Here is a 14,616-nt window from a genome sequence, read left to right on the forward strand (position 1 = left end):
ATGTAAAAGTATAATAAAGCGATAAAATAATGCTGTAAGATAGACAAGGGAGGAGATTAGTATGAAAAACATATTAAAGGTAGAGAATATAGAGAAATATTATGGTAATAAGGGAAATGTAACAAAGGCTATAGATAATATAAATTTTAGTGTAGATAAAGGGGAATTTCTTGGAATAATGGGCCCTTCAGGTAGTGGTAAAACCACATTGCTTAATTGTATCTCAACTATAGATAATGTAACCACAGGCCATATAATCATAAATAATAAGGATATAACCAAGTTAAAGTCAAAAAATCTAGAAAAGTTTAGAAGAGATGAATTAGGATTTATATTCCAAGACTTTAATTTATTAGACACTCTAACGGCTTATGAAAATATAGCACTAGCACTGACAATACAAGGAAGAAATCACAGGGAAATAGACAAATTAATAAAAAATGTAGCTAAAGATTTAGGAATTACAGATGTGTTAAACAAATATCCATATCAAATGTCAGGAGGTCAAAAACAGAGAGTTGCATCAGCAAGGGCAATAATAACTAATCCGTCGCTCATATTAGCTGATGAACCTACAGGAGCGTTAGATTCTAAGTCTTCAAGGTTACTTTTAGATTCTTTTGAAAAGCTAAACGTGGATTTAGAGGCTACTATATTAATGGTTACTCATGATGCTTTTACTGCTAGTTATGCACATAGGATACTTTTTATTAAGGATGGAAAGATATTTAATGAATTAGTTAGAGGAAATGATTCAAGAAGAGAATTTTTTAATAGAATTATTGAAGTAGTAACACTTCTTGGAGGTGACGCTAGCGATGTATTCTAAGATAGCTATAAACAATGTAAAAAGAAGTTTTAAGGATTATACTATTTATTTTTTAACATTAACTTTTGCAGTATGTATATTCTATAGCTTTAACTCCGTAGGTTCTCAAAAAGCCATAACCGAAATGGGGAGTAGGCAAGCACAATACATAAATATATTAAACTCATTACTTGGAGGAGTATCAGTATTTGTGTCCATGATACTAGGAGGATTAATTATATATGCTAATAATTTTTTAATTAAGAAACGTAAAAAAGAATTAGGTATATATATGACTTTAGGAATGGGTAAGAATAAGATATCTAAAATACTAGTGGTTGAAACCTTTATAATAGGAATTATATCATTAATTGTGGGATTAGGAATAGGAATAATAGTATCTCAAGGATTATCAGTATTTACTTCAAAATTATTTGAGGTGAGTATGAGTGAATATAAATTTATCATATCCATGGGTGCTATTACTAAAACTATATTATATTTTGGAATAATATTTATTTTGGTAATGATATTTAACACCTTTGTTATTTCTAAATATAAGTTGATAGATATGATAAATGCTTCAAAGAAAAATGAAAGTATAAGTATTAAAAATCCAATAATTTCCATTATAATATTTCTATTATCAGTAATCTTCTTAGTGGCTGCATATAGTTTAGTAAAAAAAATAGGTTTAAATCCAAAAAATAGTATGTTTTGGATATCTATATTATTAGGAGTTATAGGTACATTGTTATGCTTTTTTAGTTTAGCTGGTTTTACTCTTTGTGTAATGCAAAAAAGTAAAAAGGTGTATTTAAATAAATTGAATATATTTATTTTGAGGCAAATAAACAATAAAATCAATACTAACTTTATATCTATGACGGTAATATGCCTTATGTTATTTTTAACTATAGGAATTTTATCTACAGGATTAAGTCTTAAAAATGGAATGGAGAAGGCCTTAGCTAATAGCACTCCATTTGACGCATCAGCAACTATGTATATAAATGAAGAACAATCTATAATAAGCATTGAAGAAAGTTTGAAAAAGTTAAATTTTCAATTTGATAATTCGGAGAATTATGGATTCTATAATGAATACATAATTGATACTAGAATAAAAGATTTAATAGGTAACTATGCAGAAGAGAATTTTAAGAAAAATTTAGATGATAATTCCTCTAAATTTAATGTTAGTGCTATAAAAATATCTGAATATAATAAGATTAGAGAATTAAAGGGTGAAAGCTCTGTAGATTTAAAGAATAATGAAGTTTTAGTTACTTCTAATAATGACATAATTTTACCAATGGTTAAAAAGTTTATGGAAAACGAAAAAAACGTAAAGATAAAGGATAAAGTTTATATAATAAAAAACGAGGAAGTTATAACAGCTTCAACATCCTCTACAGGTTTTAGTAGTAATATGCTAACTTTGATAGTATCTGATGAAGTAGTTGAAGGTATAACTCCAATTGAAGCTATTATGAATGTGAATTTTCAAGGAGATAAAGAAGCATCAGAGAAAAAGTTTAGAGAACTTTTTAGTTTATTTAAAGATGTCGGCATAGATTATGATGAATATGGATTCATAAATGGATATACTAAGATTCAGTTACAGGAAGACTTTAAAGGTATGAGTGTAATAGTTTTATATGTAGGAATATATATAGGTATTATATTTTTAATAGCTAGTGCCGCAATATTAGCCCTTCAACAATTATCTGAGGCTAGTGATAGCGCCGAAAGATATAACGCTCTTAGGAGAATAGGTGCGTCTGAAAAGATGATTAATAAGACCATATTTGTTCAGATTTTCATATATTTTATGTTACCACTAGTATTAGCATTAGTCCATTCAGTAGTTGGAATAAGTGTAGCTAATGATTTTCTTGTTGCATATGGTAAGCCAGATATAGGAACATCTTCCATGATAACAGCCTTAGTATTAGTTGTAGTTTATGGTGGATACTTTTATGCAACCTATGTTGGATATAAGGCTATGGTTAAGAATAGCTAAACTTTATGTTCAATAATTAAAATAGTAAAAAGATGTTTTGAAATTTTTCAAGACATCTTTTTTTATATAAGTTATCTATTGGTTTCAACTAAATTTTCTCCACGGAGAGGAGCAGAGGTACGTTTAAAGCTAAAGTCCGATTTGCCAGTGTGAAGTTGCCACATATGCCAGAATACGTAAGGAACAATTAAAATAAAGTTAAATATTCCCCAATATTTCATGACTTCAGGATTAAACCATGAAGCAGCATTCATAGTAGAAGGAAATAGATTAGGTGCACAGGCACGAATTAAGAGGTGAGTTGCTAAGGTATAAACTCGTGCTGTTACATATAATTCTGGACGCTTTTTAAATATAGGATATAATTCAGCTGCTAGTAAAATACATACTGAACTTGCAAAATAAACAGGGGTCTCAGCATATACAAAGCAAAGGTTCCAAGTTGTATATAAGAAGTTCCAACCGATTGTAGTATAGCAAATTAAGTCGCCATGCTTTTCTTCAGAAATTTTCCAAAACTTAGCTGGAAATGGAATGGTGACACATAATAGGAATCCACACATAGCATTAAATATATTACCCATGGTGAAATCTTTAATGGTAGCTTCCATTATATTCAGGAATAGCACTCCGTACAATATCCAAAGACCCCAGTTTTTTTGTAATGAAGTCCAAATTTTGCCTTCACGTTTTTCATAATTAGCAATTCTATAAAAGCCTACAAATATAGTTGGAATAATAACACTTAATATTTTAGCCCAACGAAACCATCCTACTACTCCTCCCATAAGCCACAGTGGAAAAGTCAGAAGAGATGCAATCCAAAATAAATTAGCAAACTTATAATGTTTTCTCATGATTTCCACAATAAATATTAATAGTGTAAAATATAAGACCATAGAAATTGCATATTGAAATGGTGCAATGTTCATAATTATAAATCCTCCTTCAAAACATAACAATTGTTCGGTCTCCATGATTATAACAAATATTACCACAAATGTAAACGTGTAATACCAATCTGAGAATTAAGTTAATTATGATATAATTAAAGGTAAGGTCATATATGGAGGAGAGTTTTAATGGCAAAAGAGGGAAAGGAAAAAATCATTGAGGCTGCTAGAGTGGTGATAAGTAGAAGTGGAATAAATGGTGCTACTATAAGGTCTATAGCTGAAGAAGCTGGAGTGAGCACAGGAGCAATATATCATTATTATAGTAGTAAGGAAGAAGTACTATACGATGTGATGGATAGAAGTCTTTCTATGTCTTCACAAATTTCAAGTAAGCTTAAAAATAATAAAGTAAGAAAAAAAGAAGTCATTGATGAGATATACGAAAATGTAATTGAAAGATTTAAAAAGAAGGATGAGAATAGCATACAGTTTTATCTAGCTAAAGAGGCTATGCTAGGAGACGAAAAGTTAAAAGAAAAATTTAGAATTAAATATGACCAATGGATAAGTGAAACAGAAGAACTGATGATAAAGTTATATGAAAATTATCCAACTAAATATAGAAGAGCAATAGCATCTTTACTTATAGGTGCAATTGATGGAGTTGTTATGCAACTATTATTAAATGCAAATGCAGCTAATATTGAAGATATAGAAAAAGTATATTATGAATTATTAAAAGAGGGGATTCCTAAATTTTTAGATTATTTTAATACTTTGGAAGAAAAAAATATCATAGAAAATACTGAGATAAGAAGCAGTAGAGTACAAAATTAATATGTACTAGGTATGTTATACTAGTAATATATTAACTATAGAAATAATTAAAAGAGGGATGAAATCATGAATATTCAAATATTTGGAGTGAAAAAATGCTTTGATACTAAAAAAGCTGAAAGATATTTTAAGGAAAGAGGAGTTAAGTTCCAATTTATAGATTTAAATGAGAAGCCCCTTAGTAAAGGGGAATTTCAGAGTATAAAAAGCTCTGTAAGTTTAGAAGGCATGATAAACAAGGAAAGCAAAGAATATACTAAATTAAATCTTGATAAAATAAGAACTTCTGAGATGAGAGAAGAAATAGCTCTGAAAAATTCAAAAGTTTTAAAAACACCTTTAGTCAGAAATGGAAAAAAAGCCACTATAGGATATATGCCAGAGGTGTGGAAAGATTGGGAACAGGAATAAAAATATAAATTATAAATTTATTGCATTGTGATATAGTAATTTAATATGAAAACTTCAATTTAATGAAATGACATAAAATCTAATTAAAAAATATTTTGTAAATATTTAATCACTAGTAGATATTTTATGAAATATATTACATAAAAGTATATATACAGTTAAAAGTGCTGTATAATTATTATAGATTTAAAATTCACATAATTACTTAAGGGTGAAATTTAACTTAGGGGGAATGGGAATGTCAGAGAAAATAAGAGCTATACTTTTAGGGGCTGGAGATAGGGGAACTATATATGCAAATTACATAAAAAATCATAGTGATCAAGTAGAGATTGTAGCAGTAGCGGAGCCAATTAAAGAGAGAAGAGAAAACATAAAGAATATGTTTAATCTATCACAAGATAGAGTATTTGACTCTTGGGATGAGACCTTGGCATTAGATAAAATAGGAGATGTAGCTATTATATGCACTCAAGATAGAATGCACTATGAACCCACTATGAAGGCATTAGACCTTGGATATCATGTGCTTTTAGAAAAACCTATGTCACCAATTTTAAAAGAGTGTGTGGATATGGTAAATAAAGCTGAAGAAAAGAATCGTCACTTGGTAGTATGCCATGTGCTTAGATATACGGAGTTTTTTAAGAAGCTTAAGGAACTTTTAGATAGTAAAATAATAGGAGAATTAGTTACAATACAGCATATAGAAAATGTAGGCTACTTCCATCAAGCACATAGTTTTGTTAGAGGGAATTGGAGAAATAGAGAGGAATCTGCTCCAATGATATTAGCTAAATGTTGTCATGATTTAGATTTAATGTATTGGTATGCTGACGGTGAATGTGAAGAATTATGTTCCTATGGAAGCCTAAGACATTTTAAATCAGAAAATGCCCCAGAGGGATCTACAGAAAGATGTTTAGATGCTTGTAAAATAAGAGATATTTGTCCTTATGATGTTAAAAAGATATACTTCAAGGGTGCTCAAAACAGCAGTAGTAATACTACTTCTACAAGGATGTGGCCGGCTAGTACTATAACAGAAGATTTAACTATAGAGGGCATAACAAAGGCCCTAGAGGATGGACCTTATGGAAGATGTGTATACCATTGTGATAACAATGTGGTAGATAATCAAGTTATTAGTATGAATTTTGACAATGGAGTTACTGTGGCATTTACTATGACTGCATTTACGGACAAAGTTTCAAGAATCACTAGATTTATGGGAACTCATGGAGAAATAAGAGCTACTACAGAAACTAATGAAATAGAGATTTATAATTTTAGGAATGGGACTATGGAAAAGATTAAAGTTGAGCCTCCTAAGAGTGGACATGGTGGAGGAGATTATGGAATAATGAATGATTTCTTCGAACTCATAAAAACTGATAAAATGAATAAGAGATTTACAACTGGAAAAATATCTTTATCAAGCCATGCTATGGCATTAATGGCTGAAGAGTCTAGATTGAGCAAAAAATCAATAAAATATAATGAATTTCTAAAGAATGGATATTAATTATAGTAAATATTTATAGAGAGGAATTGTTTATTTATGAGTGATGATTTTAAAAGAGTAGATCTGATGTCTGATGATGAGATATATGCAATGGCATATAGAAATGCAAAAGAGAAAAGTGAGTTTTATGTACATTTAGCAGTTTATGTGTTAGTTAATGCTATGCTATGGTTTACTATAGGCGGTGACTGGCAGATTTGGGTTATATTTGGATGGGGGATTGGGCTAGTATCCCATGGTATAAGCATATTCTTTGGAGTTAGTCATAAAAGAGTAGATAGAGAATATGAAAAGTTAAAACAGAAAATGAACAAATAAGAACTCAGCAGGATTTACCTGCTGAGTTCTTTAAATCTCTAACTTCTTTGGTGTTTTATTGCAGGTATCTATGTTAGGCACCATCATTAAAGCTATAAAACCTATTATAAATAAAGGAATTATTCCTAGGATTCCATTACTTGTTCTTCCAGTAAGTTGGGTAACTATACCCACTATAAAAGGTCCAAGGATAGCTGCAAACTTTCCAAATATACTATAGAATCCAAAAAATTCAGAAGATTTTTCTTTAGGTACAAGTTTTGCAAAATAGGACCTAGATATAGCTTGAATTCCACCCTGCGCGGAACCTACTGCCATAGCTAAAATCCAAAAATCAAAGGCACTATCTATAAAATATGCATAACAACAAATTAAGGTATAAGTTATAATTCCAACAAAAATAAGTTTTTTTCCACCATATTTATTAGCAAGTCTTCCATAAAGTATGGTGAATGGGAAGGCTACAAATTGAGTAACTAATAAAATTATTAATAGAGAAGTCATAGAAATTCCTAAATCAGTACCATAGGAGGTAGACATGCCTATAATAGTATGAACTCCATCTATATAGAAGAAAAATGCTATAAGAAATAAGAAGATAGGCCTATGTCTTTTAATCTCCTTAAAGGTTTTTCCAAGGTTCTTAAAAGATTTTTTTACCACATGGGGTTCTTTCTCAATATAGTATTTTTGATTAACATTTTTTAGTAGAGGCATGGTGAATAATCCCCACCATAATGCAGTTATAATAAAAGTTATTTTACAAGCTAAGGCTATACTTATAGGTAGAATATTTTTCTGAGTTAATAATACAATGGCTAAACATACTATAAAAGGTATAGTACTTCCTATATATCCGAATCCAAAGCCAAAGGAAGAAACCTTGTCCATTCTGTCTTCCGAGGTAACGTCTACTAAAAAGGCATCATAAAAAATATTTCCACCTGAGAAACCAATTACTGTAATAGTATATACCACAAGTAGTAAAATAGGAGTATCTTCAGGAACAAATACTAAGGCTATAGTTGATACTACACCTAATAGGAAGAAAAAGTTAAAAAATTTTTTCTTATTTCCTTTATAGTCGGCTATGGTTCCAAGTATTGGTGCTAGGAGTGCTACGATAAAGGTAGCTATGGATATGGTATATCCCCAAAGGGCTGTGGAAGTACTAGGTTCCATTCCGCCGTTTTCAGCTACCATCTTAAAAAACATGGGGAGTATGGTAGTACTTATAGTCATGCTATAAGCCGAATTTGCCCAGTCATACAGTACCCAACTTTTTTCTTCTTTACTCAATCCTTTCATATTACACCTCTATATATCTAATATTTTTTCTTCCACTACTCCATCGGTGTTTTTTAAAGAAAGTCCTAACAATTTAGCTAAGGTAGGTCCATGATTTATTATGTTTCCACTTTCAATTAAAGTATTGTTTTTTATACCCACACCACTTCCAATTAAAAAAGTAGTATAGTTTGGTTTCCTAGGAGAATATCCATGAGTAGCCTTTGTCCTATGTGATTTTACTCCAACTTCAACATCTTGAACTTCTTCAATGAAAGCACCTATATGTTCATCTATAAAGTAGTATCCTAATTTAGCTTCTAACATAAAGCTACAGCTAGGATCTGCACCAGCATCCTTAGCTTCTTGTGAATTTAATATGAATTCAATAGGACATTCATCCATAGAGGAAATATCTCTAAGAATTTTAAATAGTTTTTCCTTTGTTTCACTATGATTTTTATCTTTTAGGTAAATATAACTACTTCCATCACAACTTTTAGCAATAGTGGTGTAATTTTTAATGGCGCCTCTAGAATTAACACTTATAAGTCCATGTTTTAAAAATAGAGAATTTAATCTTATGAGTTTATTTCCTTCAAGGGAACTATGGTCACCTAGGGCCACAATAGTGCTTTCCTCATATATGTTTGAGATTTTTAATGAGGAAATTATTTCTCCTAATCTCCTGTCTTGACGTAAAAGAGATTCTTTTGTATCCACGCTATGAATACCAGTATAATGCTTATGGGTATCCACATCAGTTAAATGAATCAACATTAAATTAGGCTTGAAATTTAGTATGGTATATTTTGCACACTCAGTAACAAAATTATCCAAATAAGGTTCAGCTATACCATTTCTAAGATGTCCAAATTTTTTATTAAGAGTTAATTGATATTTTATAGAACCTGCTAAGGAAGACATGAAAATTTGATTATGCCAAGGCTTGGTACAACATATTTCAGGCATATTATAAGTTATTTTACTTCTTCCACTGACAGGCCAAAGTAGGGAACAGGTTTTTAAACCATTTTTTTCTGCTAAATCAAATAAAGTTTCTCCTTCTATATATTTTCTATACCAATACCAATCAGGAGTTTTTTCTTTAGGTTTTAATAGAGTGTTGTTTACTACACCATGATTGCAGGGATATTTTCCGGTAACTATGGTGGCATGAGCTGGATAGGTTAGGGTAGGATAAATACTTTCAACATTTTTTATGGTAGCGCCATTATGTATAAGTTGTGAAAAATTTGGAAGTGTACTTAATATAGTCAAATCCTCAGAGGAAACTGCATCAAAAGATATAACTATTAAATATTTTGGTATCATAATATTTACCTCTTTTTAAATATATGTATATATATTTTACCATTATATACAAATTTAGAATATAGTATATATGCAAATAAAAATAAAAAAGGAGCAAGTGCTCCTAAAATTTAACTTAATTTTTTAAAAAGTTTAGTTCCAATATTTTTTAACAATATCCATAGTGATAATATTAGTATTAATAATATTATAGATAAAATAATAAAATATAAATTTATAGCAGTAATTTCAAAGTATACAAATATACCAATAGGTATAGCTATAAACCCAAAGGAAAATAACATAGAAATTAAAACACTAGCACTTTGTTTTACCACCGCTGTGTCAGAATTCCACTCTAATTTAGGAAGGTATAGATTCACTATTAATCCAGTCATAGAGGTTAGAAAAGCACATAAGCTAGGCAAAAGAATCATCCAAAGCAAGTTTACTAGGTTTAACTTAAAGCTAATAGTAAATAATAGTGCGCTTAATATTATTGCTGGGATAGTAATTAATAAATTTACACCTATTTTACCCTTGAAAATATCTATCTCACTTATGGGCGAAGATTTTAGAATCCAAAGATTTTTTCCCTCTAGAGAGATAGAGGAGGAGGTTGTACAAGACATAAACACTGAACCGCATAATAATGCTAGCACCATCATTGGAAGTATATCTTCCCTAAGTGGAATTTGGAGAGTACTTTCTAAAGTAGATGGGCTTATAAATAAAGAGGCTATAGATAGTGCAACTATAAGTACCATTCCAAACAATGTATTAAGTACATATATATAAGAAGAAAAATATCTTTTACACTCTTTTTTTAATAGTGCAACTACTGGAGAAGAAGATTTTAATTTTCCAAGTTTATAATTAGAACGTTTATAGCTCTCTCCAAGCTTGGAAACTAAGGAATTAAAACTATTATTAAAAATTATAAGAAATATTATAAATGGAATTATAGATATAGCTACAAATTTAATTAATGAAATAATGTTTAAGGTATCTAAAGCTTCACTAAAATAATAAGCTGGAATATATATTTTCTTTATACCATGTAAAATAGAATCACTATTTGAGATAACGCTATTTAACACATCATTAAATTTAAAGGAGCCAATCATTACACCTATTAGCAATATAAAGCTAAATAAGGTTATAAACAAATTGCTATGCTTAATTTTAGAAGAAAAATAACTCAACATAAAAGCTAGTATAGAAGCTATAACTGCTGGTATTAATGGTATAAATAAAAATCCTATAATCAAATACAGCAAAAATATAGGTGAAGTATCTGTATTATTAAAATATACTAAGCATTGAGGTATAAATATAAATAGTTCAAAAAAGTAGTTGAATAGTAGTAGCCATAATACCTTGCTGGTAAGTATTGTGCTTGATTTAATTGGCAAAGGCATTAATATATTGTAGTCTCTTGAAGAAAATAAAATTCCTTGAGCATTGTAAATAGACATGAAAAAGCATATTAAGGTACTGCTTAGTACAGAATTTATCAATAGAATCTTAAGCATACCCATTGAGTTTAGAGTTGGTGCCATCTGTGAAGAAAGCATATAACTACTGAATGCCAACATTACCATAGCAAAGCCTATAGTAAAAACAATAAAAATACTTTTAAGCTTCTCACTCTTGTTTTCTTCTTTCATAAATTTATTTATGCCTGTATAGTTTATTGTATTAACTTTTAATAAATAAAATAAATTAGTCATTTTTAATCAACTCCAAAAAGATATCTTCTAAGGAACTATTTCCAATTACTTCTTCTGTTGTGCCTTGTGCTACGATTTTTCCACCTTTTATTATGGCAATTTTATCACAAAGCTTTTCTGCCACCTCTAATACATGAGTTGAGAAAAATATTGAAGCCCCATTATCACAAAGTTTCCTCATGATTTTCTTTAAGGTATGAGCAGCCTTAGGGTCTAATCCAACAAAAGGTTCATCTAGAACTAGTAGTTTAGGATTATGAATTAGTGCAGAGATTACAGTGAGTTTTTGCTTCATACCATGAGAATAAGAAGATACTAAGTCTCCTAAGGAATCTGTAAGCTCAAATTCATCCGCATATTTTTTTATTACTTCTTCTCTTTGAGTTTTAGATACTTTAAATATATCGCCAATAAAATTTAAATATTGAATACCTGTTAAGGATTCATATAAATCTGGATTATCAGGAATATAAGCTATGATTTCTTTGCATTTCATGGGATTCTTTTTTACAGATATTCCATTAATAAAGATATCTCCGCTATTTATTTCTAAAATACCAACTATGGATTTGATGGTAGTAGTTTTACCAGCTCCATTATGTCCTATAAAACCATATATTTCTCCAGGATTAACAGTAAGGGAAATGTTATCTACAGCTTTTTTTGAACTTCTATAGGACTTTGAAAAATTTTCTATCTTTAACATTGGAATTACCCCCTTTATTAATACAACGCATATGGCGAATATTTAGTTCAATGTTTTTTAATATTATATTTTAAATTTTGTATCTATTTTAAATGATTGTTGATTTTAGAACTACATACTATTACGAAGCAAGCTATTTATTAAATAAAAGCACTATGTTTTTTTATATAAACATACAGTGAATAAATAGTACTTAACCCAACCCAGCCCAAAATTCCAAACAGTATTGCCTTTTCAGCAGAAATAAAGAAAGATAAAGTAAATTGAGCTATAGCAAAGGGAAAGCTTGTATATCCAAGAAGCTTATGAGAAGCTCTCCAAGAATCTTCATCTCTACATGTCCAAGGTAATCTTAATCCAAAGTACCAATTTCTTTTAACTTGAGGCATTTTGTTTCCAAGTACCATCATGATTATAGAAATAAAGCCTACAATGAATTTTTCATTTGTATTTTGAAAAAATGGTGAATTTATTGGAGCTAAAACTGTGGCTAAAGTTACAATAACTAGTATACACATAATGAACCTATTTATAAATTTTAAGGTTTTCAATCTAGGACTATCTTCAGAAGTATTAGTTATTCTAGGTATGTATTTATCCCAAAGTATTAGGAAGATTAATAATGTACTTAGTACAATTCCTTCAATCATGGGAGTTTCAGGCAGGAATATGGCTAGAGCTATATATATTAAAGATATAAAAAATATAAGAACATGTATAAAATCAAATTTTCTTTTATTCATTATTTTTATCCTCCTCAGAATTAATCAAATTTAGAAAACCACATAGAGCTGATTGAAGTACTGAAGTATTTATTGAATATATAATAAATTGTCCATTTCGTTCTGCCACAATAAGTTCAGCATCCTTTAATATATCTAGATGTTTAGAAATAGAAGGCTTAGATATCTTAAAGCAGTCTGAAATTTCTCCGGCATTCATATCTTTTTTTGATAATAATGTTAAAATTTCTCGCCTAGTACCATCACTTAGAGCTTTAAATACTTTATTTATAACTATCACCATCCTTAAACGTAATCTTTCGTATAAGATAAAGTTTTATAAGAATTAAAATATGTACTTTTAAGATTAATTAAAAGTATTAGAATTATATCAAGTAATTTTAATTCATTGAAAGTAGATATTTAGCTAATTAGCTAAATATATTAATATAATAGTATAGAACTTATAAAAAGTAAAGATAAATGAAGAGTTTATTATAATAAAGCCAAAAATAAAAATATGATTAATATGGCTATTTTAAAGATAGTTTATATATTTTTGGTATAATATAACTATAAGAAGTGTTAATATAGGAGGTGTATGGTGGATAATATAGTAAATTTTAGTAGTTTGATATATGAAGATAAAAATAGAGTATACGAATTTATAAGAAAAATGGATGAAAATTATAATAGAGATTTAGAAGAGACTATGTCATTTTTAAATGGAGAAGTTTTTTCAAAAGGTGATAATTTCTTGATTCTATGCCATGAAAATAGAATAGTTGCAACTATGGGGGTTATTACTAAGGAGGCAGAAGTAAGTGGGTATTTATTTATATCAGAGGTATATGTAGAGAAAGAGTTCTATAAAAGTGGAATAGGAATAAATAGATTAGATGAACTTATGAAAGATATTCTTGGCATATGCAATAGATATGAGAAGAAAAAAATAAGAGTAGGGTTAAGAGATAAAATGAATTTCATAGAAGAGTTCATATTAGGCTATGACTTTCATAAAGTAGATGAAGCACTAGTAATGACAATAGATAGCATAGAAGAGTTGATATGTTTAGATAACCATGTAACATTACATCCACTTAGGGAAAAAAGTAAAGAGTTATTCATGCATATGCATAATAAAGGATTTATGGGCACTCCTAATTCTGCTAGTCTCAGTATTGAAGAGGTAGAAACCTTCATTAGCATGTATGTTAATCATGAGGAACTAATAGGGATTATAGAAGCAAACAATACTCCAATCGGCATGTATATGCTTACTATTGAAGGAGAGTTAGGTTGGATAGATAATATTGCCCTTATAAAGGAGTATAGAGGGAAGGGATATGGCAAAAATATAGTAGCTAAGGTTATTCAGATATTGAAACCTAAGGTTGAAGAAATAGGTTTATTGGTTATGACATCAAACAACATAGCCTATAATTTATATAAAACTGTAGGATTTAAGGAGAAAAAAATATTTTCAACTTGGTATGAGAAAGAAATAATTGGAGGGTAATATGATTTTTAGACAAGCTGTATTAAAAGATTTAGATAATATAGAAGTGATGCTTAAGTGTGTAGTTAAAGAGGGAAGAGGAAAAGGCTTAAACTGGACGGAAAAATATCCTAAAAGAGAGATCTTTGAAAAGGATATTTTGAAGAGAGAAGCTTACATAATAGAGAATGATAAAGAATTGGTTGGAGTAGTTGTATTAAATTCAGAGGAAGATATAAGCTATAAGAATTTATTATGGCAGGAGGATGAAAGGTTTATAGTTATACATAGATTTATGGTTTCACCCAACTATGAAGGTCAAGGATATGGAAAAAGATTTCTAGGAGAAATATTAGATTGGGCTAGAAAAAATAATTTTAGGTTGGTTAAATTAGATACAGAAGAAAAAAATATAAGAGCTCAAAGATTATATGAGAGTATGGGCTTTAAGCCAATTGGAGAAGTTCCTTTAAGTGATATAGAAGGAGTTTTTAAATGCTATGAATTTTTAATTAAAAATAATGAATCTTAAGGG

General features: G+C 29.3%; 15 protein-coding genes. 8 read left to right on the top strand and 7 right to left on the bottom strand.

Annotated elements, in window-relative coordinates:
- Positions 1-61: 61 nt before the first annotated feature.
- Together ACI48Q_RS03550 and ACI48Q_RS03555 are read left to right on the top strand one after the other, a co-directional pair.
- The gene (locus tag ACI48Q_RS03550; protein WP_474917666.1) at positions 62-829 is read left to right on the top strand and encodes an ABC transporter ATP-binding protein; all 768 of its coding nucleotides are present in this window, start codon (positions 62-64) and stop codon (positions 827-829) included.
- A complete protein-coding gene (locus tag ACI48Q_RS03555) occupies positions 819-2,834 on the top strand; it encodes an FtsX-like permease family protein (protein ID WP_474917667.1) in 2,016 nt (671 codons plus the stop codon). The genes ACI48Q_RS03550 and ACI48Q_RS03555 overlap by 11 nt, the downstream gene beginning before the upstream one ends.
- Positions 2,835-2,905: 71 nt before the next feature.
- Here the strand turns inward: ACI48Q_RS03555 and ACI48Q_RS03560 are convergent, their stop codons facing one another.
- Entirely contained in the window at positions 2,906-3,766 is an 861-nt protein-coding gene (locus tag ACI48Q_RS03560) for a hypothetical protein (RefSeq protein WP_474917668.1), read from the bottom strand.
- 150 nt (positions 3,767-3,916) lie between these two features.
- Here ACI48Q_RS03560 and ACI48Q_RS03565 point away from each other — a divergent pair, with 150 nt between their 5' ends.
- From ACI48Q_RS03565 to ACI48Q_RS03580, 4 genes are all read left to right on the top strand, one after another.
- Positions 3,917-4,567 carry a TetR/AcrR family transcriptional regulator gene (locus ACI48Q_RS03565; protein ID WP_474917669.1) on the top strand — a complete coding sequence of 217 codons (651 nt, stop codon included), beginning with the start codon at positions 3,917-3,919 and terminating at the stop codon, positions 4,565-4,567.
- Between the two features lie 66 nt (positions 4,568-4,633).
- Positions 4,634-4,978, top strand: coding sequence for an arsenate reductase family protein (locus tag ACI48Q_RS03570; protein ID WP_474917670.1), 345 nt, complete (start codon positions 4,634-4,636; stop codon positions 4,976-4,978).
- Positions 4,979-5,216: 238 nt separating this feature from the next.
- Positions 5,217-6,503, top strand: a complete 1,287-nt coding sequence (locus ACI48Q_RS03575; protein ID WP_474917671.1) for a Gfo/Idh/MocA family protein — start codon at positions 5,217-5,219, stop codon at positions 6,501-6,503.
- Between the two features lie 36 nt (positions 6,504-6,539).
- Complete coding sequence (locus ACI48Q_RS03580) at positions 6,540-6,821, top strand: 2TM domain-containing protein (protein WP_474917672.1); 282 nt, start codon at positions 6,540-6,542, stop codon at positions 6,819-6,821.
- 30 nt (positions 6,822-6,851) lie between these two features.
- On the opposite strand, the gene ACI48Q_RS03585 is transcribed toward ACI48Q_RS03580, so the two are convergent.
- The 6 genes from ACI48Q_RS03585 to ACI48Q_RS03610 all read right to left on the bottom strand — a co-directional run bounded on the left by ACI48Q_RS03585 (position 6,852) and on the right by ACI48Q_RS03610 (position 12,887).
- Positions 6,852-8,129: an MFS transporter gene (locus ACI48Q_RS03585; protein WP_474917673.1), complete on the bottom strand. Its 1,278-nt coding sequence runs from the start codon at positions 8,127-8,129 to the stop codon at positions 6,852-6,854.
- Between the two features lie 9 nt (positions 8,130-8,138).
- Positions 8,139-9,443: an alkaline phosphatase family protein gene (locus ACI48Q_RS03590; RefSeq protein WP_474917674.1), complete on the bottom strand. Its 1,305-nt coding sequence runs from the start codon at positions 9,441-9,443 to the stop codon at positions 8,139-8,141.
- Positions 9,444-9,553: 110 nt separating this feature from the next.
- A complete protein-coding gene (locus ACI48Q_RS03595) occupies positions 9,554-11,155 on the bottom strand; it encodes an ABC transporter permease (RefSeq protein ID WP_474917675.1) in 1,602 nt (533 codons plus the stop codon).
- Positions 11,148-11,861 carry an ABC transporter ATP-binding protein gene (locus ACI48Q_RS03600; RefSeq protein ID WP_474917676.1) on the bottom strand — a complete coding sequence of 238 codons (714 nt, stop codon included), beginning with the start codon at positions 11,859-11,861 and terminating at the stop codon, positions 11,148-11,150. The genes ACI48Q_RS03595 and ACI48Q_RS03600 overlap by 8 nt, the downstream gene beginning before the upstream one ends.
- Positions 11,862-12,001: 140 nt before the next feature.
- Positions 12,002-12,604, bottom strand: a complete 603-nt coding sequence (locus tag ACI48Q_RS03605; protein WP_474917677.1) for an SdpI family protein — start codon at positions 12,602-12,604, stop codon at positions 12,002-12,004.
- On the bottom strand, positions 12,597-12,887 hold the full coding sequence (locus ACI48Q_RS03610; RefSeq protein ID WP_474917678.1) for an autorepressor SdpR family transcription factor: 291 nt from the start codon (positions 12,885-12,887) through the stop codon (positions 12,597-12,599). The genes ACI48Q_RS03605 and ACI48Q_RS03610 overlap by 8 nt, the downstream gene beginning before the upstream one ends.
- A gap of 300 nt (positions 12,888-13,187) precedes the next feature.
- Between ACI48Q_RS03610 and ACI48Q_RS03615 the strand changes: the two genes are divergently transcribed.
- Both ACI48Q_RS03615 and ACI48Q_RS03620 read left to right on the top strand, forming a co-directional pair.
- Positions 13,188-14,102 (top strand): GNAT family N-acetyltransferase, encoded by a 915-nt coding sequence (locus ACI48Q_RS03615; RefSeq protein WP_474917679.1) that lies wholly within the window; start codon positions 13,188-13,190, stop codon positions 14,100-14,102.
- 1 nt (position 14,103) lies between these two features.
- Positions 14,104-14,613: a GNAT family N-acetyltransferase gene (locus ACI48Q_RS03620; RefSeq protein ID WP_474917680.1), complete on the top strand. Its 510-nt coding sequence runs from the start codon at positions 14,104-14,106 to the stop codon at positions 14,611-14,613.
- Positions 14,614-14,616 lie beyond the last annotated feature (3 nt).

The organism is Clostridium sp. LXY-7, assembly GCF_056172015.1.

What these genes read in the sequence shown, in the direction of transcription:
- ACI48Q_RS03550 (WP_474917666.1), top strand. Translation starts at nt 62, where the DNA reads ATGAAAAACATATTAAAGGTAGAGAATATAGAGAAATATTATGGTAAT.
- ACI48Q_RS03555 (WP_474917667.1), top strand. Translation starts at nt 819, where the DNA reads ATGTATTCTAAGATAGCTATAAACAATGTAAAAAGAAGTTTTAAGGAT.
- ACI48Q_RS03560 (WP_474917668.1), bottom strand. Translation starts at nt 3,766, where the DNA reads ATGAACATTGCACCATTTCAATATGCAATTTCTATGGTCTTATATTTT.
- ACI48Q_RS03565 (WP_474917669.1), top strand. Translation starts at nt 3,917, where the DNA reads ATGGCAAAAGAGGGAAAGGAAAAAATCATTGAGGCTGCTAGAGTGGTG.
- ACI48Q_RS03570 (WP_474917670.1), top strand. Translation starts at nt 4,634, where the DNA reads ATGAATATTCAAATATTTGGAGTGAAAAAATGCTTTGATACTAAAAAA.
- ACI48Q_RS03575 (WP_474917671.1), top strand. Translation starts at nt 5,217, where the DNA reads ATGTCAGAGAAAATAAGAGCTATACTTTTAGGGGCTGGAGATAGGGGA.
- ACI48Q_RS03580 (WP_474917672.1), top strand. Translation starts at nt 6,540, where the DNA reads ATGAGTGATGATTTTAAAAGAGTAGATCTGATGTCTGATGATGAGATA.
- ACI48Q_RS03585 (WP_474917673.1), bottom strand. Translation starts at nt 8,129, where the DNA reads ATGAAAGGATTGAGTAAAGAAGAAAAAAGTTGGGTACTGTATGACTGG.
- ACI48Q_RS03590 (WP_474917674.1), bottom strand. Translation starts at nt 9,443, where the DNA reads ATGATACCAAAATATTTAATAGTTATATCTTTTGATGCAGTTTCCTCT.
- ACI48Q_RS03595 (WP_474917675.1), bottom strand. Translation starts at nt 11,155, where the DNA reads ATGACTAATTTATTTTATTTATTAAAAGTTAATACAATAAACTATACA.
- ACI48Q_RS03600 (WP_474917676.1), bottom strand. Translation starts at nt 11,861, where the DNA reads ATGTTAAAGATAGAAAATTTTTCAAAGTCCTATAGAAGTTCAAAAAAA.
- ACI48Q_RS03605 (WP_474917677.1), bottom strand. Translation starts at nt 12,604, where the DNA reads ATGAATAAAAGAAAATTTGATTTTATACATGTTCTTATATTTTTTATA.
- ACI48Q_RS03610 (WP_474917678.1), bottom strand. Translation starts at nt 12,887, where the DNA reads ATGGTGATAGTTATAAATAAAGTATTTAAAGCTCTAAGTGATGGTACT.
- ACI48Q_RS03620 (WP_474917680.1), top strand. Translation starts at nt 14,104, where the DNA reads ATGATTTTTAGACAAGCTGTATTAAAAGATTTAGATAATATAGAAGTG.